25 protein-coding genes are annotated in these 23,445 nt (G+C 50.7%); 20 read left to right on the top strand and 5 right to left on the bottom strand.

The window, feature by feature from the left end:
• Positions 1-299 precede the first annotated feature (299 nt).
• The 11 genes from ffh (at position 300) to JW984_12425 (ending at position 7,667) form a co-directional block, all read left to right on the top strand.
• A complete protein-coding gene (ffh, locus tag JW984_12475; protein ID MBN1574003.1) occupies positions 300-1,637 on the top strand; it encodes a signal recognition particle protein in 1,338 nt (445 codons plus the stop codon).
• A gap of 14 nt (positions 1,638-1,651) precedes the next feature.
• Positions 1,652-1,912 (top strand): 30S ribosomal protein S16, encoded by a 261-nt coding sequence (rpsP, locus tag JW984_12470; GenBank protein ID MBN1574002.1) that lies wholly within the window; start codon positions 1,652-1,654, stop codon positions 1,910-1,912.
• Positions 1,913-1,961: 49 nt separating this feature from the next.
• Positions 1,962-2,192, top strand: coding sequence for a KH domain-containing protein (locus JW984_12465; GenBank protein MBN1574001.1), 231 nt, complete (start codon positions 1,962-1,964; stop codon positions 2,190-2,192).
• Positions 2,193-2,196: 4 nt separating this feature from the next.
• Entirely contained in the window at positions 2,197-2,757 is a 561-nt protein-coding gene (gene rimM / locus JW984_12460) for a 16S rRNA processing protein RimM (GenBank protein MBN1574000.1), read from the top strand.
• Complete coding sequence (trmD, locus tag JW984_12455; GenBank protein MBN1573999.1) at positions 2,747-3,508, top strand: tRNA (guanosine(37)-N1)-methyltransferase TrmD; 762 nt, start codon at positions 2,747-2,749, stop codon at positions 3,506-3,508. The genes rimM and trmD overlap by 11 nt, the downstream gene beginning before the upstream one ends.
• Positions 3,509-3,513: 5 nt before the next feature.
• Entirely contained in the window at positions 3,514-3,663 is a 150-nt protein-coding gene (locus JW984_12450) for a hypothetical protein (protein MBN1573998.1), read from the top strand.
• Positions 3,645-4,211, top strand: a complete 567-nt coding sequence (locus tag JW984_12445; GenBank protein ID MBN1573997.1) for an RNA methyltransferase — start codon at positions 3,645-3,647, stop codon at positions 4,209-4,211. Before JW984_12450 ends, JW984_12445 begins: the two co-directional genes overlap by 19 nt.
• Before the next feature lie 11 nt (positions 4,212-4,222).
• Complete coding sequence (gene rplS / locus JW984_12440; protein ID MBN1573996.1) at positions 4,223-4,570, top strand: 50S ribosomal protein L19; 348 nt, start codon at positions 4,223-4,225, stop codon at positions 4,568-4,570.
• A gap of 38 nt (positions 4,571-4,608) precedes the next feature.
• Positions 4,609-6,570: an AAA family ATPase gene (locus tag JW984_12435; protein ID MBN1573995.1), complete on the top strand. Its 1,962-nt coding sequence runs from the start codon at positions 4,609-4,611 to the stop codon at positions 6,568-6,570.
• Between the two features lie 136 nt (positions 6,571-6,706).
• Positions 6,707-7,312 (top strand): ribonuclease HII, encoded by a 606-nt coding sequence (locus tag JW984_12430; protein ID MBN1573994.1) that lies wholly within the window; start codon positions 6,707-6,709, stop codon positions 7,310-7,312.
• Positions 7,305-7,667, top strand: coding sequence for a YraN family protein (locus JW984_12425; GenBank protein ID MBN1573993.1), 363 nt, complete (start codon positions 7,305-7,307; stop codon positions 7,665-7,667). The genes JW984_12430 and JW984_12425 overlap by 8 nt, the downstream gene beginning before the upstream one ends.
• Before the next feature lie 35 nt (positions 7,668-7,702).
• Here the strand turns inward: JW984_12425 and JW984_12420 are convergent, their stop codons facing one another.
• The gene (locus JW984_12420) at positions 7,703-8,332 is read right to left on the bottom strand and encodes a hypothetical protein (GenBank protein ID MBN1573992.1); all 630 of its coding nucleotides are present in this window, start codon (positions 8,330-8,332) and stop codon (positions 7,703-7,705) included.
• A 233-nt stretch (positions 8,333-8,565) separates the two neighbouring features.
• Here JW984_12420 and JW984_12415 point away from each other — a divergent pair, with 233 nt between their 5' ends.
• From JW984_12415 to JW984_12400, 4 genes are all read left to right on the top strand, one after another.
• Positions 8,566-8,715 carry a hypothetical protein gene (locus JW984_12415; protein ID MBN1573991.1) on the top strand — a complete coding sequence of 50 codons (150 nt, stop codon included), beginning with the start codon at positions 8,566-8,568 and terminating at the stop codon, positions 8,713-8,715.
• A 112-nt stretch (positions 8,716-8,827) separates the two neighbouring features.
• Positions 8,828-10,204, top strand: coding sequence for a CoA transferase (locus JW984_12410; GenBank protein ID MBN1573990.1), 1,377 nt, complete (start codon positions 8,828-8,830; stop codon positions 10,202-10,204).
• 250 nt (positions 10,205-10,454) lie between these two features.
• On the top strand, positions 10,455-11,246 hold the full coding sequence (locus tag JW984_12405) for a hypothetical protein (GenBank protein MBN1573989.1): 792 nt from the start codon (positions 10,455-10,457) through the stop codon (positions 11,244-11,246).
• Positions 11,247-11,308: 62 nt separating this feature from the next.
• Positions 11,309-11,950, top strand: coding sequence for an SH3 domain-containing protein (locus JW984_12400; protein MBN1573988.1), 642 nt, complete (start codon positions 11,309-11,311; stop codon positions 11,948-11,950).
• Positions 11,951-12,053: 103 nt separating this feature from the next.
• On the opposite strand, the gene JW984_12395 is transcribed toward JW984_12400, so the two are convergent.
• Both JW984_12395 and JW984_12390 read right to left on the bottom strand, forming a co-directional pair.
• Positions 12,054-12,647, bottom strand: coding sequence for a hypothetical protein (locus JW984_12395; GenBank protein MBN1573987.1), 594 nt, complete (start codon positions 12,645-12,647; stop codon positions 12,054-12,056).
• Positions 12,648-12,793: 146 nt separating this feature from the next.
• Positions 12,794-13,930: a Glu/Leu/Phe/Val dehydrogenase gene (locus JW984_12390; GenBank protein ID MBN1573986.1), complete on the bottom strand. Its 1,137-nt coding sequence runs from the start codon at positions 13,928-13,930 to the stop codon at positions 12,794-12,796.
• A 215-nt stretch (positions 13,931-14,145) separates the two neighbouring features.
• Here JW984_12390 and JW984_12385 point away from each other — a divergent pair, with 215 nt between their 5' ends.
• Entirely contained in the window at positions 14,146-15,849 is a 1,704-nt protein-coding gene (locus tag JW984_12385; GenBank protein ID MBN1573985.1) for a D-aminoacylase, read from the top strand.
• Between the two features lie 162 nt (positions 15,850-16,011).
• Here the strand turns inward: JW984_12385 and JW984_12380 are convergent, their stop codons facing one another.
• Positions 16,012-17,415, bottom strand: a complete 1,404-nt coding sequence (locus JW984_12380; protein MBN1573984.1) for an APC family permease — start codon at positions 17,413-17,415, stop codon at positions 16,012-16,014.
• Between the two features lie 198 nt (positions 17,416-17,613).
• Here JW984_12380 and JW984_12375 point away from each other — a divergent pair, with 198 nt between their 5' ends.
• Together JW984_12375 and JW984_12370 are read left to right on the top strand one after the other, a co-directional pair.
• Positions 17,614-18,507 (top strand): hypothetical protein, encoded by an 894-nt coding sequence (locus JW984_12375; GenBank protein ID MBN1573983.1) that lies wholly within the window; start codon positions 17,614-17,616, stop codon positions 18,505-18,507.
• Positions 18,508-18,798: 291 nt separating this feature from the next.
• Entirely contained in the window at positions 18,799-19,506 is a 708-nt protein-coding gene (locus JW984_12370) for a TetR/AcrR family transcriptional regulator (protein ID MBN1573982.1), read from the top strand.
• A 232-nt stretch (positions 19,507-19,738) separates the two neighbouring features.
• Here the strand turns inward: JW984_12370 and JW984_12365 are convergent, their stop codons facing one another.
• Positions 19,739-22,147: a penicillin acylase family protein gene (locus JW984_12365; protein MBN1573981.1), complete on the bottom strand. Its 2,409-nt coding sequence runs from the start codon at positions 22,145-22,147 to the stop codon at positions 19,739-19,741.
• A gap of 182 nt (positions 22,148-22,329) precedes the next feature.
• Between JW984_12365 and JW984_12360 the strand changes: the two genes are divergently transcribed.
• Together JW984_12360 and JW984_12355 are read left to right on the top strand one after the other, a co-directional pair.
• Complete coding sequence (locus tag JW984_12360; GenBank protein ID MBN1573980.1) at positions 22,330-22,773, top strand: Hsp20/alpha crystallin family protein; 444 nt, start codon at positions 22,330-22,332, stop codon at positions 22,771-22,773.
• A 274-nt stretch (positions 22,774-23,047) separates the two neighbouring features.
• Complete coding sequence (locus JW984_12355) at positions 23,048-23,371, top strand: AAA family ATPase (protein ID MBN1573979.1); 324 nt, start codon at positions 23,048-23,050, stop codon at positions 23,369-23,371.
• The last annotated feature ends 74 nt before the right edge of the window (positions 23,372-23,445 follow it).

Genomic DNA, 23,445 nt, shown 5'->3' with positions numbered 1-23,445 from the left:
TAAGGGGTTGTCGGTATTTTTAGTGGGGTGGTTTTCGATACTTTTAGTAGGGCGGTTGTCGGTATTTCTAATAGGGCGGTTATCGATATTTTTGACGATTTTTTAGATATTATTTTCAGTGGGGATAGAGACACTGTTCGATGGAGAATGTCCCCTTGAATGGTTGAGACGGCTGCTCGATGGTGGATGCGGCTCCCGACAATTATATATAAAAAGGAGTTGGGAAGGGAGATACAGGTGGGGATAGAAGGATACATCGAGCGTCCGTAGGATAAAAAAATACATTATGGATTACACTCTTGTTTGAAGCCATATCGGAAAAATTCGACAATGTCTTTTCCAAGATAAGGGGGAGCGCAAAACTCACCGAGGATAATATCTCCGGCGCGTTAAAGGATATCCGCATGGCGCTGCTCGAAGCGGACGTCAACTACAAGGTGGTCAAGACATTCATAAGGGGCGTCGAAGAGAGAGCGCTCGGAAAAGACGTCGTAAAGAAGGTTACGCCGGGCCAGCAGTTCATCAAGATGATTCACGACGAGATGGTGGAGCTCTTGGGGGGCGACGGCGTGGGGCTCAACCTTTCAGGAAATCCCCCGATCCCGATCATGATGGTGGGCCTTATGGGATCGGGAAAAACCACCAGCGCGGGAAAGCTTGGGCTGTACCTGAAGGAGAGGAAGAGAAGCGCCCTCCTCGTTCCCGCAGACACGAGACGTCCGGCGGCAAAAGAGCAGTTGGTCTCCCTGGGAGGGAGGATAGGCGTTCAGGTCTTTGATGAAGGCGACGGCGGCGATCCGGTTAAGATATGCGTCGATGCATGCTCTTACGCCGCAAAGAACGCGATCAGCATAGTTATCCTCGATACGGCCGGAAGGCTTCATGTGGATGACGAGCTGATGGAGGAGCTTAACCGGATAAAGGGTGCGGTAAATCCGAGGGAGATACTGCTCGTTGCCGACGCCATGTCGGGCCAGGATGCGGTCAATGTGGCCGAAAAGTTTAACGAAACCCTGGGGCTCACCGGAGTCATGCTGACCAAGCTCGACGGAGACGCCAGGGGGGGCGCGGCAATATCGATCAAGGCGGTCTCCGGGGCGCCCATAAAATTTGTGGGCAACGGTGAGAATCCAAAAGATATGATCTCCTTTGAGCCGGAAAGGATGGCCGGAAGGATCCTAGGAATGGGCGATGTCGTGACACTCGTGGAAAAAGCCCAGGAGGTGGTGGATCAGAAGAGCGCAAAGGAGCTGGAAAGAAAGATAAAGAAGGGGAGCTTTACCCTCGATGACTTTTTGGATCAAATCAAGAGCATCAAGAAGATGGGCTCCATCGAGGGGCTTGTCGGCATGATCCCCGGGATGAAGGGGATGGCAGGCTCAGTGAATTTTCGCGAGGCGGAAGATGAGTTGAAAAAGGTCGAGGCGATAATCAACTCGATGACGAGAAAAGAGAGGGAGAACCACCTGATAGTAAACGGCAGCAGAAGAAAGCGTATCGCAAAGGGAAGCGGTACAAGGGTCGAGGATGTAAATAGGTTGTTGAAGAAATACGCCGCGGTCAAGAAGATGATGAAAAAAATTTCTAAAGGCGGATTAAAAAATCTCAGGATGGGCAATATGCCTTTCCAAATGTAAGGGGGTGAGAAAAAATGCCTGTGAAAATCAGACTCCAGAGAATTGGAGCAAAAAAGAAACCGTTTTATAGAATCGTTGTGGCAAACAGCGAGTCGCCGAGAAATGGACGTTTTATCGAGAATGTCGGCACATATAATACGTTGACAGATCCGTCCGCGGTGACGTTGAAGGAGGAGAAGATCAAGGGGTGGTTGGAAAAAGGTGCTATACCCACAAAGATAGTGGGCGAGATATTAAAGCGTCAAGGAATAACCATAGAAAAAGGAGGAGTGTAGTAGTTACTGAATCTAAGGTTATAATGGACTAAAGCGCGAGGTGAATTGGATGAAAGAATTAATAAAATATATTGCACAGGCACTTGTTGATAATCCCGATCAGGTTGAGGTTACCGAGATCGAGGGGGAGCAGACTTCAGTTATCGAATTGAAGGTTGCAAAGGAAGATTTGGGTAAGGTAATAGGGAAACAGGGGAGAACGGCCCGGGCTATGAGAACCATCCTTTCTGCGGCGTCCACGAAAATCAGGAAAAGATCGGTATTGGAGATAATCGAATAGCAGAATGTCAAGGGAAATTGTTTTTGGCCAGATAGTCAAGCCGCACGGCATCAAAGGGGCGGTAAAGGTCAAGAGTTACGCAGAATCTCCGGAGAGCTTTCTTCAGGCAAAAAGAATCAGGATTCTAAGGGATGGACAAAAGGACGGAGATTCAGACGAGAGCCCTATGGAGAGCACCTTTACCGTTTTAAATGCCGGAGGGATGGGACAAAAGGTTATCCTGAAACTCCAAGGTCTCGATTCGAGGGATGATGCAGAGGCCCTTGTCGGATCGATTATTACAGTCAGAAGGGAAGATCTTCCGGAAACCGATGAGGACGAATACTACTGGGATGACCTGATTGGAATGGAAGTATACGACGTTTCTGGGAAATATTTAGGAATTATAAAAAAGATTCTTGAGACGGGATCAAACGACGTATATATCGTTGGAGTGGAAGGGAATGAAGATACTAATGAAATATTAGTCCCAGGAACACGCGATGCGGTTCGAGAGGTGAATGTTCCCGAAAAAAGGATGATTATTGAGCCAGAATTCGGGCCGGTTTTCAATGCTGAAGATTGATGTACTGACCCTTTTTCCCGAATTTTTCGAATCTCCTCTTAAAACCGGTATAATAAAAAAAGGACTGGATGAGGGGTTGATAACGGTCAATCCTGTCGATCTGAGGGATTTCACGACGGATCGCCACAAGACGGCGGACGACGCGCCCTTCGGCGGCGGGGCGGGGATGGTCATGAAGCCGGAGCCGATTTTCAGGGCGGTGAGACACATTCAAGGGGGACGGATCAAGAGAAGGGAGGGTAAGCCGAGGATTATCCTCCTGACGCCCCAGGGGAGAAGGTTTTCCGACCGGGAGGCCAAGAGGCTGAGGGAATTCGGAAGATTAGTCCTCATCTGCGGCCGGTACGAGGGAGTCGATGAGAGGGTGTCGGAAGGGCTTGTGGACGATGAAATATCGATCGGGGACTACATCCTTTCGGGAGGCGAGGTTGCGGCCCTCGTTATCATAGAGGCCGTGGCGAGATTGGTCGAGGGCGTCGTCGGGAAACGGGAATCGGTTGAAAAGGACAGCTTCTCGAACTCGCTCCTCAAGTACCCCCAGTACACAAGGCCGAGCAAATACCTAGGAATGGAGGTCCCGGAGATACTCCTCTCCGGCGATCACGAGAAGATCGCCGAGTGGCGGCTCGTTCAATCGGTCAAGAGGACGCTTTCAAGGAGGCCGGATATTCTCGAGGGCAAAGAGCTGAGCGAAAAGGAGAGGCTGATCATAGAGGATATCACCGGGGGAAAGCCGCCTAAGGGTGGATGAGAGGGGTGCCGAAGAGGGGTAGGGATGGAACGGTGGATGGAAGGGGGGGTGGCGAAAGGGCGGAGGAAAAGATGGGTGGTGGGAAAGATACTAATAGGGGGGTGGAGGACTACCGGTCACAGGGAGGGACGCGGATTTGGGAGAGGTATTTGTAGGACTCGTTCACTACCCGGTGCTAAATAAGAACGGAGAGGTGGTGGCCACGTCTGTCACTAACCTCGATATTCACGATATAGCAAGGGCCTCCAGGACCTACGGGGTGTCGAGATTTTTCATAATCAATCCGATGCAGACCCAGAAGAGGCTTGTGGAGAGGATCTTGGAATACTGGTGTGAGGGGGGCGGGAGGTCATACAATTCCCTCAGGGGGGAGGCCCTCAAGAATGTGGAGGTGGTGGACGACCTTGTCTCGGCCGTAGGCGAGATAGTCAAGATCACGGGGGTGGAACCGATAATCGTGGGGACGTGGGCGGGTCACGATGGAGAGTCTCTTACGTTGTGTGATTTGAGGGGGAAGCTGGAAAGAGACGACAGTCCGTATCTGATACTTTTTGGTACGGGTTGGGGAATGACCGATCCGGTAAAGGAAATGTGTAAATATGTTGTGGAGCCGATACGGGGGGTGGATGAATATTATCACCTTTCGGTTCGCTCGGCCGCCGCAATTATTCTCGACAGAATTAGAGGCAGAAAAGAGGTATAGGGGAGTTATAAATGTTGCAGATTGACATGTTGGAAAAAGAGCATATGCGGGCGGACCTGCCGGACTTCAAGGCTGGAGATACGGTCAAGGTTCATGTGAAGATCAAGGAGGGTGAAAAGGAGAGGATACAGGTCTTCGAGGGGACGGTGATAAGGAAAAGGAAGGGCAACACCCGCGCAAGCTTTACGGTAAGGAAAATATCTTACGGCGTGGGCGTTGAGAGGATTTTCCCTCTTCATTCCCCCCTGATAGATAAGATAGAGGTAGTTCAAAGAGGAAGGGTGAGGAGGGCGAGGCTGTACTACTTAAGAAAGAGAAGGGGCAAAGCGGCGAGGATTAAGGAGCTCAGAAAGTTTTGATCCGTCTGATGATTTTCCATTAGGTGGGGGACATCTCCATGATCATCATGGATCTCGTGGTTTCCGGCGTAGGGAAGTTTTCCAAGCCCGTAAAATTCACTTTTCACAAGGGATACAACGTCATCTACGGCCTTAACGAAAGTGGAAAGAGCACGTTCGCAAGGGCCATCATGGCGGTTCTTTTTCCTGACATCTACTCGAACGTGCCCGATTTCATAAACTGGCAGCTGGAGGGGTCGTCCCGCTGTTATCTTACCATATCCGAGGGCAACGAGATATACAGGCTCGTCAGGGATTTCTCCCAGAAGCTGTCGAACTTGAGCAGGTATGTCAAGGATAAAAATGTCTTCGCCCTTATCACTAAGGACGAAAACGAGATATCCGAGTTTATCACCAATAAATTGAAGCTTGCGGATGATGAGATATATTCCGGCACCTTCTTTTCCGATGCGGCGAACCTGCCTTCCACAAGCCCCCTTGGATATATGGGGGCCGTCCCAAAACCGGTAAAGTCACAACAATCCCCTTCGGAGGACGACTTCGACTTTGAAGGCCAGGATCCAACCGCCTTGAAGGAGAGGCTCGAGACACTGAAAGGGGAGATGGCCAGGGCCGAGGAGATGTCTGAGATAGAGGCCGCATTTGATCAGGAACAGTCCAACCTCTACGAAATACAGTCGCAGATCAAGGATATTCGGCAACTGGAGAAGGAGATAGGGGAGACCAGCGAGTTCATCAACAGGTTCAAGGCCTTTGGGGAGGTTGAGGGTATAATCGGCAGGGTCGAAAGATACACGGAGTCGGAGAAGCGCATCGAGCATACGATAAACGAGTTGAGAAGCAAAAAGGGCCAGGCCGAAGCGGAGCTTATAAATACGAAATTGCCTTCAATAACGGAGCACAAGCTCTTCTTGCCGGGGGTCGGAATCGCCGCTCTGGGCATTGTCCTCAAGATGCCGGTAGCCCAGGATATGCTGGGGAGATTTATTAATAACCCCGACACGATCGAAAACATCTCCAAGCTGGCGGTATTGATCATGCTTGTGGGTATCGGTTTGGCCGGCTGGGTTCTCTGGCAGTTCGTCAGCGCCTTCAGCTATCAGAATAAGCTGAGATCTACCGTGAGCGAATCGGATGACGAGATAAAGATGGCCACGGCACGCTATAATACAGAGATGAGGGAGATGAAGGAGCTTATGAAATCCCTCGGTGCCGATAACGTCGAGGCCCTCAAGGCCAAGGTCAGCAATTATAAACAGTCGGAGCTGAAGAGAGACACCCTTTTAAAGAGGCTCTCCCAGATGAAGGAGGAGAGGGATTACGATAAGCTGATCGAAGAGGAAAACGTTATAAAAAGCAGGTTGGACGAGTTTCAGCAGAAGCTCGAGGGGATGCATGGATTGGGCTTTACTCCGCAGGAGATGAAGACCGAGATAAAAAAAATAGAGGCATACCTGGCAAAGAAGGGCGTAAGGTTCGATCGATACGATGAGAGCAAGGCCGGCTCCTCGAAGTCGGTGGGATTTGCCGGCGGGAGGAAGCCGTCCCGCTTCCCGGACGACCACTTTGCAAGGTCGCTCGCCATCGCCACGGAGCTGGTTCAGAAGGGACAGATGGAGCCTTTGAGCGAGCTGCAAAAGAGCTTTGACAGGTACATACAGGTCTTGACAAACAAAAACTACGCCAGGGCGACCTTCAGCAAAGACGGGGTCATCAAGTTTTTCAAGGCCGATAATCTAATGAGGGTGGGAATGGACAGCATGTCCCTTGCCACAAAGGACACGGTCTATTTCGCCTTGAAGCTCGCCCTGATCGATTCAATTATAAAGAGAAGGTCCATCCCGGTAATCATGGATGACCCATTCATACTCTTTGACGACCAGAGGATGACCGCCGTTACCTCCATCCTGAAGGAGCTGTCATCAAAGGCGCAGGTGATCCTTTTGACAACGAAGAAGGCGGCAATACAGGGGGCGGACCGCTCCTTTCAGATCAAGTAGACGACTCGGCGGCTGTCTTCGCATCTTTCATCCTCTCCTTCCGCAATAAGCCGAAAAAACAATATATGTTCTTCAGTTTTCGTGTATAATAATCCCGCAAACCCCATAAAAAGATATCCAAGATATTTATAAACAGATGCTTTTTACCTTTGATGATCGTCTATACTCGGACGAAGTAAATCTGATATGCGGCGTCGACGAAGCGGGCCGGGGCCCATTGGCGGGGCCGGTTGTGGCCGCGGCGGTGGTCCTTCCCAGGGGGGTGAGGATCGAGGGCCTTCGCGACTCTAAAATGCTCACCGAAAAGAGACGCTTTCAGCTTTTCGATGAGATAACGAAGGCAGCCCTTGCGTGGGCGACGGGAAGCGTAGGGCCAGAAAAGATCGATGAGATTAATGTTCTCAACGCCACCCTCTTTGCCATGAAGGAGGCGGTCTCGAAGATAAAAGACGAATTCGACCTTATGATCGTCGACGGCAGAAACGAGGTCCCTGTTAAGACAAATCAAAGGCCCATCGTCAAGGGCGATACCCTCTCCGCGCACATAGCGGCGGCGTCCGTTCTGGCCAAGGTTACAAGGGACAGGATCATGATCGATTACCACGAGGAGTACCCGGAGTACAACTTCATCAGGAACAAGGGATACGGCACGAGGGAGCACAAGGAGATGCTGGTGGAGCACGGCCCAACCCCGATCCACAGGAAGACCTTCTCCGGGGTAAGGGAGGTACTCCTTGTATAGGACATCGAGGGGAAGGGATGGGGAGCTGATCGCAAAGAAGAGGCTTGAAAAGCTGGGCTACAAGATACTCGAAACAAACTATAGGACCAGGGGGGGCGAGATCGACATCGTGGCAATGGAGGGGAACACCGTCGTTTTCGTCGAGGTGAAGACGAGGAGCAGGGGAGGCCTCATGGGGGCCGTTGAAGCCGTCGATTCAAGAAAGATCAAGAGGATCTCGGAGGCCGCCCTGCAATATATTACGGACAAGGATCTCCACCGGATGACCGTTAGATTTGACGTGGTGGCGGTCGATGTGAGCCGGTTCAGGCCAAAAATCATCCTCATCAAAAACGCCTTCGAATCGGCGATTTGATTGATATAAAGAGCAAAAAGACTATATTTTTTACTCTACGGCTCTACGGATTCCGCTTCCCTCTTGATGTTCTTATAAAACTCCTCCGACGAGAATTCATCCACGGCCATGTTCAGCGCCTTCGTGAGCGCCTCTCTGATAACGGTCTCGTACTCCGATTTTACCCCCCACCAGAGGGTGTTTGTCTCTTCGGCCTCCAAGACCTTTTCCCACAGGGTATTTAGCGTCGCGCCGTCCAGGACCCTGATCTTGATCGTCATATCCTGCCAGACCGCCATATAGAGATCGAGCCAGAACTCCACTATCTCCCCTTCGACTATAGCGTCGAACTGGGAGGCGTCTTCGGGAATTGCGCTGACCCTCGATACCTCGTACCCCGCCTCTTTTAAGGTCTTTACGAAATAGTCGGTCAATATCTCCTCGATCTCCCCCTTGCTGTCCACCCACCCCAGGACCATGCCGTAGGCGTTTCTCTTGTTGCCGATGTGCTTTTGATGTCCCTCCTCCCTCTTGTCGGCGAAGGTCGTTACGGCGACCTTCCCCTCCCTTTTGACGGATGCCTCCTTCAAGGGCTCATGCTCTACCTTGACCACTGTCGCCCCAATCGCGCAGCCCGAGGCAAGCATTAACAAGACGGCCAAAATCGATAATTTAAATAATTTCATTGCTTAAATCCTCCTTTTACTATTATAAAATAGGCATCTAAACAGAACCGTCCCCTTTAAAATTGTTACTATTATTTAAGAAAAATCGTTACATATCTTATAAATCCCCTTTAGCCTCGTGGGCCGAAGCTATGAACAGAAGACAACTTTCTATTCCATCTCGATTCAAATCTCCAGATTACCAAGCTCATTGTCAATAGCTTTGGTATCTCTCAATAATTGATTTATTCAAGATGGCATGGCCCCGGATAAAAACAGTAAAGCACGCCCACGGCGCGCCCTCAAACTCCTCAACTACCGCCGTAGCCGACCTTTACCTTCCCCCCTTCCACGATTACAGGAACCTGTCTTACACCCTTGCTGTGGACGAGCATCTCATCTAATTTTGACCTGTCGCTCTTAACGTCGAAATATTCAGCCCCGTCACCGTAGACCGACCTGGCCTCGTCGGTGTAAGGTCATCCACCTTTTCCGTAGATCTTGACCTTATCGCTCATGGTTTGGTCTCCCTACTATTTGGTTTTTTATTTGGATATATTGTTGTCGACTCTAATATTCCACAGATTTTCTGTTGTGTCAAATGAATTTAACAGGGGGCTGAGTGATTTACAGCTTGTTTCCAATATTGAATTTTTGATAGAATGGGCGCTGAATAATCGGGGGGAAACAGTGTCCGAAAAACCGCTTAAGGGAATCAGGGTGGTCGATCTCACCAGGATATTATCGGGGCCCTACTGCACGATGATCCTGAAAAACCTCGGGGCGGAGGTGATCAAGGTGGAGCGACCTTATATAGGTGATGACGCCAGGCTCATCGGCCCCTTCAGGGACGACGACTTGAGGAGGTCCGCCTACTTCATGAGCCTGAACGCCGGCAAGATGTCGCTCTCTGTAAATCTCAAGACGGAAGAGGGGAGTGGTGTCCTCAAAAGATTGATAGAGAGATCGGATGTCCTCGTGGAGAACTACCGTCCCGGAACTCTGGCGGGACTGGGCTTTTCGGAAGAGGACATTATGAAGATCAATCCGGAGATAGTATACGCCAGCGTCAGCGGGTTCGGCCACACCGGCCCCGACTCCAAGAAGGGGGCCTACGACATGATCGTCCAGGCCCTCTCCGGGATAATCTCGATTACGGGTACGGAAAAGGGCGAGACCGTCAGGGTGGGGACTTCGGTCGCGGACATCTTCGCCGGGATGTTTGCCGCCATCGGCGTCCTGACCTCCCTCTACCGGAGGTGCAATACCGCCGCCGGGGCGAGGGTGGACGTCGCCATGCTCGACGGCACCGTCGCCGTCCTCGAAAACGCGATCGCGAGATACCAGACGACAGGGGAGATACCCGGCCCGATGGGGAAGAGGCACCCGTCAATCGCCCCCTTCGGCGGCTTTCGGACCGCAGATTCGGAGATTATCATCGCCGTGGGAAACGACAATCTCTTTGAGGCACTATGCGACGTTATCGGGAGGCCGAAGCTCAAAAAGGACGATAGGTTTTCGACGAACGAGTTAAGGACGAAAAACGTTAAGGAACTGACCGAGCTTATAAATTCCGCCCTGTCCGGCAACACAACAGACTATTGGCTTGAGAGGCTTACCGGGGCGGGAATCCCCTGCGCCAAGATCAACAACATCTCGGACCTCTTTAATTGCCCCCAGATCAGGGCGAGGAACATGCTGGTGCCCCTCGATGGGGAGGGTGATTTTAAAATTGCCGGGAATCCCGTAAAGATTAAGGGCGTGCCGGACTGCACGAGCTTCGAGAAGGCGCCGGCGCTGGGCGAGCACAACGAGACCGTCATGACCGGGGTCCTCGGCTATTCGGAGGCGGAGGTCTCGGAGCTGTACGAGAAGGGGATATTGTTCAGGTAAGGGGATGGTCTCTCGGTCCGGCGGCGATGTTTGTCGTGGTGGCGCTAATTGTTCACCCTTGAGTGAATGATTTAATTGATTAACGTCTCTTCCTGCTGGGTGGTTGGTTTTGTTGCTGAAAACCGGCAAAGTAATTTGCAAAGGCTAACAGGCATAGTCGATAATTCTCTGTTCTTGACATGGGATAAATGGTATTCTAATATATATTTAACGTGAAAAGAGATTAAATAATTTGTGGGAGATTATTCAAATGACTAACAATGAAAGAGAAAAATGCGGCCTCAAGGATTTCTTTTACCATGAATATGATGTTTACATGGATCTGGCAAAGGTGAGCGAGGAGAACAGGGACAAGTATATTCGTATGTATTTGATTACTATATCGGCTTTGATAGGATTTGCTTGCAAAATTATTTCTGACAATTACATATATAACGATTTCTTCTTAATACTGATTGTAATTCTTGTTCTAATCTTTTCACTTAGTTTTATTATGGCCAGGATACTATGTTCTGGACGGATAGGAAACGTGAAATCGAAAAAAAGAGTTAATATACTCAGAAAATATTTAGCCATGATGGAATGCAAAGGTATTGATGTAGATGGAATCTTACTCCCAACGACAAGCGATGATCCAAAATATTGGAAGACAAGTAGTGTTACAGGGACTCTACTAATCACCGTTTTAACGGTAATGATAATCTGCTTCATTTTTATACTTGCTTTATCAATCTATGCTACCATATCTATTTCAAATGGATATATAGTAGCTATAGTATTGTCTTCTGTAGTAGCTCCCTGCCTGATTTGTAAATCAATTAATAGAATTTGTCTATTAAAGGATAAAGATGGATATGTAAAAGAAAAACAAGAAATTTGCCTAATTTGTGAGGTCTTAAGTGATTTCTGTCAAATAAAAGAGGAAGATGCTGAAGAAGAAGAAAAACTAAAAAAAGCTGAAGATTTAATATGTGAAAGATTGAAAAATCTTAACTGTATTAATGAAAATATTGAATGCAATAAGAAAACTAACGGGGAATAGGCTAAACCTACACAATAGGCTTAAATTTATAGACCAGAAAAACCTTGTTTAAAGGATTAACCATGAGAAAAACAAAAATGTCGACCAAAAATTTCAAAATATGGACGCCCATAGCGATTATCGCGTTTCTCCTCTTATTGGGCATTTTCAGCAACGGCACATACTATGTAGGATACGACCTTGTGCCGGATGAGGCTGCGATATTGGGGGCGGGCGTAGCCGTAGCGCAGGACAACGTCACCCCCTGCGCGCTGGTGTACGGCTACGTGAACGATCCCGACCCGAATGGCCTCAACGTAAGGGGGGGGCCGGGGAGCGGATATGTGATAGTCGATAAGCTCCCTTCGCCGACCACTGGGACATACGTCGTGGTCACCATCGTCGGATCAAGGGGGAATTGGCTTGAAATCAGCGAGGTGTCGATCTTCAACGGCGAAGAGGTGTTGAAGAAGATAAACGGCTGGGTGTATGCGCCGTTGATAGCCACGACGACGAGAGATGACGACTACGACGACTCCAAAAGTACCGCCAAGTTAAAGGAGAGGCCGGACGGCAGCTCCAGGACGATAGCGGAGATCCCAACAGAGGTCACGGTCTCGCTGCTTGAATGCAAGGGGAGCTGGGTCAAGATCAGATACAACAACATGGAGGGATGGCTCTCTGCGGAGGGGCAATGCCCAAGTCCGGTGACGACCTGCCCGTGATTTTGTCTTTGGGAGGGGCTGTCGTTTAGTTGAGGCCGAAGAGGGCCGAAGGGAGTTTTAAAACGAAGGGCCGTTTTCGGCCCCTCGTTTTCGGCCTCTCTTTTTACTTTTTATTTCCCCAAATGTACCAATTTGGGTAGACGTATACCCAATACCCTGTCGGGAGGTTGCTGTGTCCTGCGTATGTCGTTCCTGACCAGTATCCCCAGTCTTTAAAATTTCCGTATTTTGTCTTGTCACTTGGGACATAAATGGTCCTTAAGAGATTATAGTATTTTCCGTTGACGGAGGCTTCTCCATAGTCTGTTCCGCCCGATGAAGCCAAACTTCCCCATATATACCAATTTGGATAGACGTAAACCCAATATCCCGGTGGGAGATTGCTATATCCTGCATATGTCGTTCCTGACCAATATCCCCAGTCCTTGAAACTGCCGTATTTACTTTGATCCCCTGGAACGTTAAGTGTCATTAAAAGGTTCTGGTATTTTCCATTGACCGATGCCGTTGTCAAATCATCCATTGAATAGGCAGTCGAAATGAAAAAGTCGTATGAATTCAATTGATCGGTGTTAAGGTTATCTATATTATGCTGTTCTTTTAATCGAGAGTTGTTTAGTAGCCCCAGATTCAAAAAGAAGAGAAAGGAAAAGGCAAGAAAAAAAGCGATCATTTTAATACCGGTTTTCATGTCCATTACCTCAATCTCATGTTAAAAAAAGATACTTTTAGTCCCTTTCAAATTACCTTACGTTCATCTTTATACCAAGGTTATTGAAAGGTCAAGATTTATTTATACAATCCGACTTTTTTAAGGGGAAAAAGCGTTCTTCAATCCATGCCCTAATCCTCACTCAGGTTTTTCAGCGCCAGGTTTATTGCCGCCTCCCTCGTCGTGATGCCGGACTTCCTGCTTTCCTCGATGCAGTGCGTAACGCCGCTCCTGATCCTCCTGCTGAACTCGCCGAAGACCTCCTCGATCTTGCACTCGCCGGTGAGGATCAAACCGAAGCCCGCCGCCGCCCCTGCGTTTGCGATAAAATCGGGGATTATAGGAACGCCCCTCTTGGTGAGGGCTTTCTGGGCGCCCTCAGTTATCGGGATGTTCGCCCCCTCTAATATCAGTTTGGCGTCCACTACCTTGACGTTTTTTTCGTTTATCGCCCCTGCCACCGCCGCGGGGACGATGATGTCGGCCCCCGCCGTCAGCCACCCGTCGCCGCCCCCCGCTGTAAACTCGAAGTCGAGCATCTTCCTGTCGATGGTCCCTGCGTTGTCCTTCGCCTCGATTAGCTTCTCCACGTCAAGGCCGTCTTTGTTTAGTATGGTTCCCTCGATGTCGGTAACGGCGATTACCCTCGCCCCCCGCCGCGCGAGGTTCCTGGCGGAGATGCTCCCCACCGTCCCAAAGCCCTGCAGCGAGACGGTTGAACTTTTAAGCTCCATGCCGTAACGGCCCACCGCCTCTTCGGCCGCCTCGCAGAGGCCGTAGCCGGTGATGATTTCCTCGAAGCTCTCCCCGCCCAGGCTTGAGAGCTCCACCTCCTCCGGGATGTCGAGGGTTATCCCAAGCTCTTTAGCCTTCGCCTTGGCAAAGGCGATCGGGTTGATCCCCGCCTCTTCGTATATGAGGGTGAGGTCCTTGGCGGTCGTCCCCATGTCTTCGCCGATCATGTAGATCGTCTTCAGGAACGGTTCGGCCATCCTCCCGAATGAGGCGACGGCCTTTGTTTTGTCGGGGGATCTCGGATCGAGCAGGATGCCCGACTTGGCGCCCCCAACCCTTACACCCACGGCGGCAAACTTGTATGTCATGGTCCTTGCGAGCATCCCCACCTCGGCTAAGGTGACGCCGGGGCTCATCCTGACACCGCCGCCGCTGACGCCGTTTAAAAGCCTGTCGATAACAATAAAGGCGGTGACCCCGCTCTCGGGGTCGTAGAGGGTCGTCTCGTACATATATTTTTCGTCTAACATCATATTTCCCACCTTTTCAGCGAGAGTCCTTAATACAAGCACTGATTTATTTGGTCGAATTAATGATATATTTTGATACCGGTCGAGTCAAGGAATCTTTTTCTTTTGGCGTCAAATAATCTCGGAAGGGGTTTACAATTCGAGCTAAAATCCCTTGACAATCCGTCCTACATTTTAGAGAATGGACATCAATATAAAGCTTTAATGAGGTAGATAAAATGAAGGAAGATGAAAAGAAGGTTATTGACAAAGCGAAAAGGCCGGGAGTGAAAAGGCGGGAATTCATGGTGGGCACGGCTGCCACAATGGCGTCGATCTCCCTTACCGGCGGGATGTCGGCGATAATCGGCGGGTGCGGAAAAGGGGGTAGCGACGCCGAGTTTGATATTGTCATCAAGGGGGGGACGATTTACGGCGGCACTCTGGCCGAGCCGTACGCCGGCGATATAGGGATCAAGGGGGACAAGATAATCGCTATCGGTGAGATATTCGGGAGCGCAGGGAGGATAATCGACGCGACCGGCCTTATCGTAACCCCGGGCTTCATAGATGTGCACACCCACTGCGACCTGACCTTCGAGAGGCTCGGCTTCAAGAAGAACCTCGCCTATGTCCTTCCCTCCTTCAAGGGGAACTACAACTACATCTGCCAGGGGGTAACCACGGTGGTGACCGGAAACTGCGGTTACGGTTACACCGATGTGAACTACTGGCTTAAGCTCGTCGAAAAGGTGGGATTCGGGACAAACGTATATCACCTGGTGCCCCACGGGATCATAAGGGAGGAGCTCTTCGGGGATAATCAGCCGGGAGAGCTCACCAAAGATCAATTGGAAGCCATGAAGAAGAGAGTGGCCCAGGCCATGGAGATGGGGGCGGTGGGGATGTCCACCGGCCTCGAATATGCCCCCGGCTTTCACAGCACGACCGAGGAGCTGATCGAGCTCAGCAAGGTTGTGAGCAAATACGGCGGCATCTACACGACCCACATGCGCGACGAGTCGGGCAAGATATACGAGGACGGCGAGTTCGGCGTGGTCAAATCCGTCAGGGAGGCTGTGAGGATAGGCGAGGAGGCCGAGATTCCGGTGGAGATCTCGCACCTCAAGGCGGCGGCCCCGTTGAATAATATCAAAGCCGAGAAGATCCTAAACGAGATAGAAAGGGCGAGGTCGAGGGGCCTTGACGTCACCGCCGACCAGTATCCCTACGCCGCCGGAAGCACGGATATTACAATCCTTCTGCCCAACAGGTTCAAGGTGACCGATGGGGTCAAGGATGAATTCAAGACGGCCGAGGGGAGGGTGGAGATAAAAAAGGCGATAAACGAGGTCTTCGCGTATCACAAGCCGGACAAGACCCTGATTACCATGATGTACGAGGGGAACGAGGACTACGAAGGAAAGACGCTGGCGGAGATTGCCGAGATGGGGGGGAAAGACCCGGCAGATCTCTACGTGGAGCTGGTCTGCGACATCAAGGCTCCCATAGGGGTCTTCTTCGACCAGAGCGAGGAGATCGTCAGAGACCTGATGCCGAACGATTACGTGATGACGATCTCGGACGGCTGGACGATTCCGAAGGGGATGACGAAGCCCCACCCGAGGCTCTACGGGACTTTCCCTAGAAAGCTCGGCAGATACGTCATGGAGGACAAGATCATGGACCTCAAGTCCGCCATCGTGTCGATGACCTCCCAGCCGGCCGAGAAGTTCGGACTCAAAGGCCGCGGTAAAATAGAAATAGGGGCCTTTGCCGATCTGGTCGTGATGGATATCAACAAGGTGATGGACAAGGCTACATACCTCGAGCCGCACCAGTATCCTGAAGGAATACTCTACTCGACGGTGAACGGCGTCCTCGCCGTGGACAACGGCATTGCAACCGGAGACCGGGGCGGCAGGGGACTGAGGCTGAGTTAGAGGCCTGGGGTGTCCGACTCTTTTAGACGAGTAGGTCTTTGATGGCCGCACACTATCAAGGGTCAGGTAATCGTCGAGGGGCTTAGGCCGTAAGATTTATACAAGAAGGGGGGGGTTCAACCCCCCCCTTTGTTACGGAAGAAAATCGCAAGCCGGGGAGCGCTAATCCTCGTCGAACCCCGGCATCCTTTCCATCCTCTTCGAGAAATCGACACCCCTTGCCTTTAAAAAGACCATCCTGATTAAATAGTATATGACCGTTACAAGCGTGGCGCCGATGTACATGTATCCTATGGACATCGCCTCGGTCATTACGAGGGCGATGAATCCAAGGCAGGAGATTATCGAGAGGATCACGATTATCCAGAGGAGCGCCCTGGGGATATTGAGGTAGGCGTTCTTGTATGCTTTTGGGTACTTCTTCGTAAGCCTCAGGGCCGAGACGGATATCATCGCGGTCATAAGGAGTATTCCCACCGCGGTTATCGCGCCGTAATAGTCTATATCCCAGCGCATGAGGATCATTACAATCACGAGGAGAAAGAAGAGGCCCATGGCGATCATGGGGGAGCCGGAGCGCTTATGGATCTTTCCGATGAAGGCGGGGATGATTTCGTCCCTGGCCTGGCTGAAGAGCTCCCTCGGGATAGCGATGGCCCCGCCGTTAAACGAGGTCAGCCCAGCGGCTATGGCGCCCAGTCCGAGCATTAGGACCCAGAAGTAGGGCAGGAATCCCTTTCCCGAGTCCATCAACGGGGCCTTTATCGCTTTTATCGCCTCAAAGTTGTATTCGACCGAGGTGATAAATACCGTCCCCACGATGATGTAGATTACCAGTATCGATACCCCGCCGATGAATAGAGAGAGGGGGATATTCCTCTTGGCGTTTTGCATCTCCTCTCCCATCTCCGCTATCACCTGGAACCCGAAGAAGGCGGTGTAACACAGTACAGTCGCCATGATAAATCCGCCGATCCCCTGGGGGAGGTAGGTGGAGAATTTCAATCCAACTTCCAATGTTCCCATGATGCCGTATGCCAGAAGGGCCACTATCAACAGCGCCACGAGGACAATCTGGATCAGGATTGCGAGCCTGACCCCCAGGAAATAGAGGAGGTAAAAGATGACTGGAAACAGGATGGTCAGATAAAGTATCATTTTGGGGTCTTCGATGTTCAGGGTCTTGGCGATGTAATCGGCCATGCCCATGGAGACGAAGGTCAGCGTGTTTGCGACGGCGAAGACCACCCACCAGGACGTTATAAGGCCGACGAGGGGATGCAGGAGCCTGCTGGCGTATAGGTATCCCGCCCCAGCCCTGGGAAGGGCGCTGGCGATCTGGATAATCGGGATCACCCCTATGACGGATATCAGAAGGGCGGCCGTGAAGGCAAGCCACATGGCGTTTCCCGCGTAGGCGCCCACGGACGCGATCAGGGCGTATATCCCCATCCCGATAACGCCGCCGATGACAAGGGATATGGCCCCCACGAGTCCCACCGGGCGATCGAGCTTCACCTCGCTCAGGTAATCGCCTGTGACGACCTTACTCTTTTTTTCTGACATACTAAAACCTCATAAGATAGACGTGAAGATCAAATAAAAGACATGACGGTAACTTTATTACATTTGTAATGTTAAATACAAGCATTTTTTTTCCTTTCCCTCCATTTGTGATACGGATATGACACTAAAATCTAACTTGACTTTGCCCCCGGCCTTCGGATATTATTGCAAAGTTTCCTGTTTTTGGGACAAATTTATATGTATTCCGACACTATATCGGCAATTAACGGCTACTGTGTTGAGAGGCCGGACTACGGCGGTTTTTTAAATGGGATCGCCGTCAAAGGCATCAGGGACAGCGGCTGTGAGAGGCTCGTTTTCGTCGAGAACAGGGGGGAGGACTCCCCGAGCCTGTTCGTTTTCAACGGCCTCGGAGGCGGAAGTGAGAGGTCGATAATCCCCTATTATCTTATACGGGACGACCTCGACAGAAACATAATAAGCTACAATATAGGAAGGGGGATATGTAATCTCTCCGAGGTTAGGGAGGTTTCAGGCGCCCTCTATTCAAGGTGTTCGGAGAGCTACGATGAAAATCTCCTTCCCCAGCAAGACGGGCTGGACTCAAAGATCGCCCTTTGGATCCACGACTGCCTGACGGGAGACTTTGATCACGGCAGGAGATTGAACCGAAGGGAGCTCGCCTCGGGTATCACGCTATCCTACGACTTCGGTAAATGCTTCACGAGTACCCATTTCCCCGTGAACTACGCCGGTGAGCTTGGTCTTGATGGCGAATCTATCGCCGGACGGTTGGACCTCGTTATCGATCAGCTCAGGAAATACTCCCGTATTTTCTTGGAAGACGGCGGGGCGTTTGTCTCTAAGATCACCGAGTCCTATCCCGAGACGGGGAGTAAAGAAAAGCTCCTGAGATATTTCAAATGCTTCAAGGATAACTTTCCAATGCGTCTGTACTACGGCCGGATCTTCGATTACTTCCCTGGCCGCCCGTTTGACAAGGGGAGCGTGAGGGATATCTTCGACTCAGTCGGGATCGATACCGATTCGGTTGTCGGGTGGGAATCCCTGATCTCGCTTCTCTCCGAGTGTCAGTCCGGCTGTTACGACGGGATAAAGACCTGCCTTTAACGGACCAAAGGTCTTTTTATTCTTTTATTTCAGTCCGACTTTTCTTTCGGACAAATATAATATGCCAGGTTTGAATCGTTCAACTCTCCGCGTTTTCACGACAAGATTCCAGATTAGTTGAAATTTTTCTATTGACATGGGGCGGCGATCGGGTCTAAAATTGAGATAGCTATAACTGACTGGGTCAGTTATTTATCTTGGGGATGTATAGATTTTTTGCGGTGGGTCTTGTTGTGAAGGTCATTGAAAGGTGACCTGTTTAAATAGATACCTGAATGAAAGGAGCTCATTATGTCGCCGAGGACTACGCCGGAAAACAGGATCCCCGATATCGTGAGGGCCGCTTTTCGGGTCTTCAGCACCAAGGGCTACAGGAAAACGAGGATGGAGGAGATAGCGGTCGAGGCGGGCGTATCGAAGGGGACACTCTACTACTATTTCACAAGCAAGGCCCAACTCCTTCACTATCTCCTTGAAAACGGCATCGTTCGGGAGGGGGATGATATACCGTCGACGGAGGAATCGTCCGGGGTCAGCGAGTGGGACATCATTGAATATCTGGGGCAGAGGTTGAGGTCGAGTATGAAAATGGAAATCGTCGAGTCTATTTTGTCTTATCGAGACAAGGGGAATATCGATATTGAAAAGGAGCTTAAAGATATAGTGGGCGAGATGTGGGATATGATAGAGAAAAACAGGATCATGATTATCCTCGTCGAACAATCCCAGGCGGATATTCCCGGCCTGGCAAAACTCTTTAATATTTGGGGCAGGGGTATGATGATCGATATGTTCGAGGAGTATCTTAAGTCGCGAACCGAGCTTTCGGCAATCAGGCCCCTATCTTTCCCGGCGCTGATTTCGAGGATGCTGGTGGAGACGGTTAACTGGTTCGGCTTGAATGAATACAGGCATGGGGATGCGGATTCGATACCCAGAGATGATCTCGTAAATGACCTGGCGTCCCTGCTCGCGAGGGGGTTAAGGCCCGATCAATAGAGATCAGATTAATAAACAGCCAACCATTACGGTTTCAAGAAAAGGGGAGAGGGAAGCGCCGTTATTTGCCGGCTAAATCGCGACTCGGCAAACCCCCCTTCCCCGGTTAAGGCCGCAGTAGATCAGAATAACTACGGCGCCGAATCCCCTATTCAGTCGAGGCAATAGCTAAGTGTCAGGATATTCCCTCTTTCCACGCCCTTCACCCTTCAATATTGGATGTTTATACGGCTCACTCCTCTTTTACGAACCTCAATGTCCCGTCGGTACCGCTCTCGAAGCTTTCCCTGTCCATGTACCACCGGCAGTATTCCCCCTTGAGGAAGATGTCTGCCATGTCCCTTCTGTGGGGGCTAGTGAGGTTTCCCGACTCGCCGGTGGAGAGGACCACAAGGGAGCCTTCGGGGTCAGAAAAGTCCACTATGTAGCGGATGGAGGCGGTGATGTCCACCTTGAAATCGGTATCGAGTCCCCTGACCTTGTTGTAGCCGCCCCTGTTCAGCGACTGCTCGCTTCCGCCGAAGGGGAAGGGGCCGTAGTTGAAGAAGGGGCGAAGCGGCGCGACGCTCCCGAAGATGTGGGAGAACTCGATCTGGTGTATCTCCCCCCAGAGCCACTTATTAGGGTCTGCGCCCATCTTCTTCGTCAGGAAGTCGACTGTCTCTACGAAGGCGGTGTGGAGGACATCGTCGAAGGTCTCCACCTTGTCGTTCATCGTGACGTTATCGAATAAGGGATTTTCCCTCTCGTTTAAGACGAGCCTCGCCAGCGTGTTTACGGCGACGCCTTTGTCGCCCATGAATTTATTGAACAGCTCGTCACCCAGCTCGTCCAGAAATATCGCCTTGGACAGACGGTTCTGGAGGGTGTGGTAGATCGTCGCACCGGCGGAGTCCGCATTAGAAACGTAGTTCCAGTTAGACAGGATTTCAACGTGCGGAGCCGTCTTTTCGTCCGCGCTCGCCTTAAGGGACGAGACGAACACCGGGACGAGCCTTTCTGCCAGCTTCGATTTGAAGTCGAGCTGCATTTCGATCATGTCCTTGACGCAGACCTTCTCCTTCCCCTCGATCATCTCGGACGACCTCTCCGCCCGGTAGGGGGGCTCCCAGTAGCTGCTCAGGAATATCGGAGAATCGCCTTTGTAAGGGGGATTGTTCGACGTGACGATATATCCCTTGGCCGGGTTGAAGAGGATCGGCATTTTGTTGAAGGGATAATATCCCTTCCACTCGTGGTTTCCGTCGGAGCCGGATGTGGGCAGAATCCCATTGCTGTTCGTCCTTACCGGGCACTTCCCCCCGCCGATGTATCCGATATTCCCATCGACGTCGGCGTAGACGAAGTGCTGGGGGCCGGCGGCGTATACCGCGAGGGCATTCTTGAACTCATCCCAGTTTTCGGCCGTGTTGATCATGTAGAATCCCTCCATCAGGGGCCACGGCTCCGCTCCCTCCCGCTTTATGCTAATGGGGGTCTCTCCAAGGCCGTCCTCGATGTCGTTAATTACCGGGCCGTGGGGGGTCACCTTTGTCTCGATGTCGACGTAGGACATACCACCCTTGGCGTCGCCGTCCTTTACCGGGATCTTCTCAATTATTCTCGTGACCGGCACCCATTCACCCCTGTACTTGACGAAGTTAGGGGAGTCGGGGTGAAACTCCTCGATGTAGAGGTCCTGCTCGTCCATGTCGAAGTTCGTAACGCCCCAGGCGATGTGGCGGTTGCGCCCAAAGACGTAGATCGGGGCGCCGGGAAACATGGCGCCGGCCACCTCGATGTCTTTGCCGACGATGTGCGACAGGTGCCACTGGGTGGGCATCTCCGGCCCGCCCTCGTGGGAGTCCTCGGCCAGAAACGGCTTTCCTGTATCAGTCCTTTTCCCAGAGACGACCCAGTTGTTGCTGGCGAACTCCCTGTTGATAAAGAAATCCAGAAACTCCCTCGAGGCGGGGGAGATCTTTTTCTCCCCGCTCCCCTTGAGATTTGCCTCCAGGATGAATACGCCGTCCTCAGGGTAGGCGGGAAAGAAGGTCTTGGCGAGATCCGGTCCCAGCTTATTCAATATCCTGTAGTTCATGATCTCGTTCTGGTAGGCCCAGGAGGCGAGCTGGAAGCTGATCAGGTTTCCGATCGCCTGGGAGTCCTCGGGCTTCCACGGCTTCGGCTTGTACCCGAGTATCTTGAACTCCACGGGCAGCTTCCCCTCGTTGATGTAGGCGTTTATCCCGTCCGAAAAGGCGGTTACGATCTCTTTCATCTCCGGGGGGAGGTTATCCACCTGCTCCTTGGCGGTGCGCTTGAATCCCATCGTGATCAGGTACCTGTCCGCGTCGACGAGGTCCTTCCCGAGAACCTCGGAGAGGCGCCCCGTGGCAGCCCTCCGGTAGAAGTCCATCTGAAAGAGCCTGTCCTGCGCCTGGACGTAGCCCAGGGCGAAGTAGAGGTCGTAGTTGTTATCGGCGTAGATGTGGGGGACGCCGTACTCGTCCCTTACGACCTCGGCTCCCTCCCTGATCTTTTTCGACGCGACCTCGCCGCTAACTTTAGGCAGGAGGTACTTTATATATCCGTAACCCAAAACGGCAATAAGAAGAATCAAGACAACGATGGATATCAAGACAATCTTTAAAATCTTCACGGTAATCTCCTAAAAAAATACATCAATATGATATAAAGAAAATCATTTTTTCACAAGGCAAAAATGATGAGGGCATTGACAACTCGAATATAGTGATTATCTTATTTCCAAGGAAGAAAATAGAATACTTGAGCGGAATCAAAATATAGGATGAGAAACGAAGAAAAAAAGGAGGAAACAAAATGTTTGCACCTGTAAGAAGAATAAATGTACGTCCCCTGACCTTGAGGGTCTGGGACGACGACTGGTTTGACAACTTCTTTGGCGAAAGCGAAAAAGCCAACGGCGGGTTTTGCCCCAGCGTGGACATAAGCGAGAACGAGAAGGACTTCACGGTTGCGGCCGAGCTTCCGGGTATGGACCCCAAGGAGATCGACCTGACCATGGAGCGCGACGTCCTTACCATCTCCGGCGAGAGGAAAGACGAGCACGAGGAGAAGGAGGGCGAGTATTACCGCCGCGAGACGAGCTACGGCTCCTTCTGCCGCTCCATCAGGCTCCCCTCGGAGGTTGACGACAAGAAGATCAAGGCCGACTACAAGGACGGCATCCTGAAGGTCACCCTTCCGAAGGCTAACGGCAAGTCCAAGAAGGTCATCAAGGTCGAGGCCCAGAAGGAAAACTGAGGGCCCTTTATATAGATGAAAAGCCCCGGGATTCCGGGGCCGCCCTAATCACCGATAATTCTCATAGACCACCATTGTAGTTGCCCCGGGTAAAACCGGGGCTTTTTTTGTTTTTGGGGGTGGATGAATGATATTTAAATATACAAAATATTTTAGAAAGAATAGTATTGACAAATATTTTCGTTATTATAGAATTTTGTATATAATTTGCTAAAATAAATAGCTTAATTATAAAAGTTAGGGATATTAAAATAATTACTGGGGAGGTTACATAATGCCGAGATTTCTACACAAAATTAGAATTGAAGATTTCAGGTCTTTTAAAGATGAAACCATAGAGCTTGGAGATGTAACTTGTATAGTAGGCCCAAACGAAGGTGGTAAAACAAACTTATTGGATGCTATTAATTTGATAGTACCCGGAGATCTAAGTAAAAAAGAAGATAAAAGAAATTTAACAGAAGATGATACAAGAAAAAATTCTGAAAGATTTGATAAAAGTAAACTACCTAAAATAACTTACTTCGTAGAAAAAAGTTTTATAAAAGAAAAAATTATTTTGGAAAGGGAAGAAGATGATAATAAAAGGGAATTATAAACGATTTTCCACCAAATTAGTTAGATAAGAAACTACAATTTCGAATATATCATCATTATAACGGTTATTATACC

The sequence above is a fragment of the Candidatus Zymogenus saltonus genome, assembly GCA_016929395.1.
Classification (GTDB): domain Bacteria; phylum Desulfobacterota; class Zymogenia; order Zymogenales; family Zymogenaceae; genus Zymogenus; species Zymogenus saltonus.
Note: the sequence above shows the minus strand (reverse complement) of the source record. Positions and strands in the feature narration are given on the sequence as shown.

Bases quoted from the DNA above. Each gene is read 5' to 3' on its own strand.
- JW984_12420 (MBN1573992.1), bottom strand. From the start codon at position 8,332: ATGAAATTATTTAAATTATCGATTTTGGCCGTCTTGTTAATGCTTGCC.
- JW984_12395 (MBN1573987.1), bottom strand. From the start codon at position 12,647: ATGGACATGAAAACCGGTATTAAAATGATCGCTTTTTTTCTTGCCTTT.
- rpsP (MBN1574002.1), top strand. From the start codon at position 1,652: ATGCCTGTGAAAATCAGACTCCAGAGAATTGGAGCAAAAAAGAAACCG.
- JW984_12360 (MBN1573980.1), top strand. From the start codon at position 22,330: ATGTTTGCACCTGTAAGAAGAATAAATGTACGTCCCCTGACCTTGAGG.
- JW984_12380 (MBN1573984.1), bottom strand. From the start codon at position 17,415: ATGTCAGAAAAAAAGAGTAAGGTCGTCACAGGCGATTACCTGAGCGAG.
- JW984_12430 (MBN1573994.1), top strand. From the start codon at position 6,707: ATGCTTTTTACCTTTGATGATCGTCTATACTCGGACGAAGTAAATCTG.
- rplS (MBN1573996.1), top strand. From the start codon at position 4,223: ATGTTGCAGATTGACATGTTGGAAAAAGAGCATATGCGGGCGGACCTG.
- JW984_12375 (MBN1573983.1), top strand. From the start codon at position 17,614: ATGTATTCCGACACTATATCGGCAATTAACGGCTACTGTGTTGAGAGG.
- JW984_12410 (MBN1573990.1), top strand. From the start codon at position 8,828: ATGGTTTGGTCTCCCTACTATTTGGTTTTTTATTTGGATATATTGTTG.
- JW984_12465 (MBN1574001.1), top strand. From the start codon at position 1,962: ATGAAAGAATTAATAAAATATATTGCACAGGCACTTGTTGATAATCCC.
- JW984_12355 (MBN1573979.1), top strand. From the start codon at position 23,048: ATGCCGAGATTTCTACACAAAATTAGAATTGAAGATTTCAGGTCTTTT.
- JW984_12385 (MBN1573985.1), top strand. From the start codon at position 14,146: ATGAAGGAAGATGAAAAGAAGGTTATTGACAAAGCGAAAAGGCCGGGA.
- JW984_12370 (MBN1573982.1), top strand. From the start codon at position 18,799: ATGTCGCCGAGGACTACGCCGGAAAACAGGATCCCCGATATCGTGAGG.
- rimM (MBN1574000.1), top strand. From the start codon at position 2,197: ATGTCAAGGGAAATTGTTTTTGGCCAGATAGTCAAGCCGCACGGCATC.
- JW984_12390 (MBN1573986.1), bottom strand. From the start codon at position 13,930: ATGATGTTAGACGAAAAATATATGTACGAGACGACCCTCTACGACCCC.
- JW984_12400 (MBN1573988.1), top strand. From the start codon at position 11,309: ATGAGAAAAACAAAAATGTCGACCAAAAATTTCAAAATATGGACGCCC.
- JW984_12415 (MBN1573991.1), top strand. From the start codon at position 8,566: ATGGCATGGCCCCGGATAAAAACAGTAAAGCACGCCCACGGCGCGCCC.
- JW984_12405 (MBN1573989.1), top strand. From the start codon at position 10,455: ATGACTAACAATGAAAGAGAAAAATGCGGCCTCAAGGATTTCTTTTAC.
- JW984_12435 (MBN1573995.1), top strand. From the start codon at position 4,609: ATGATCATCATGGATCTCGTGGTTTCCGGCGTAGGGAAGTTTTCCAAG.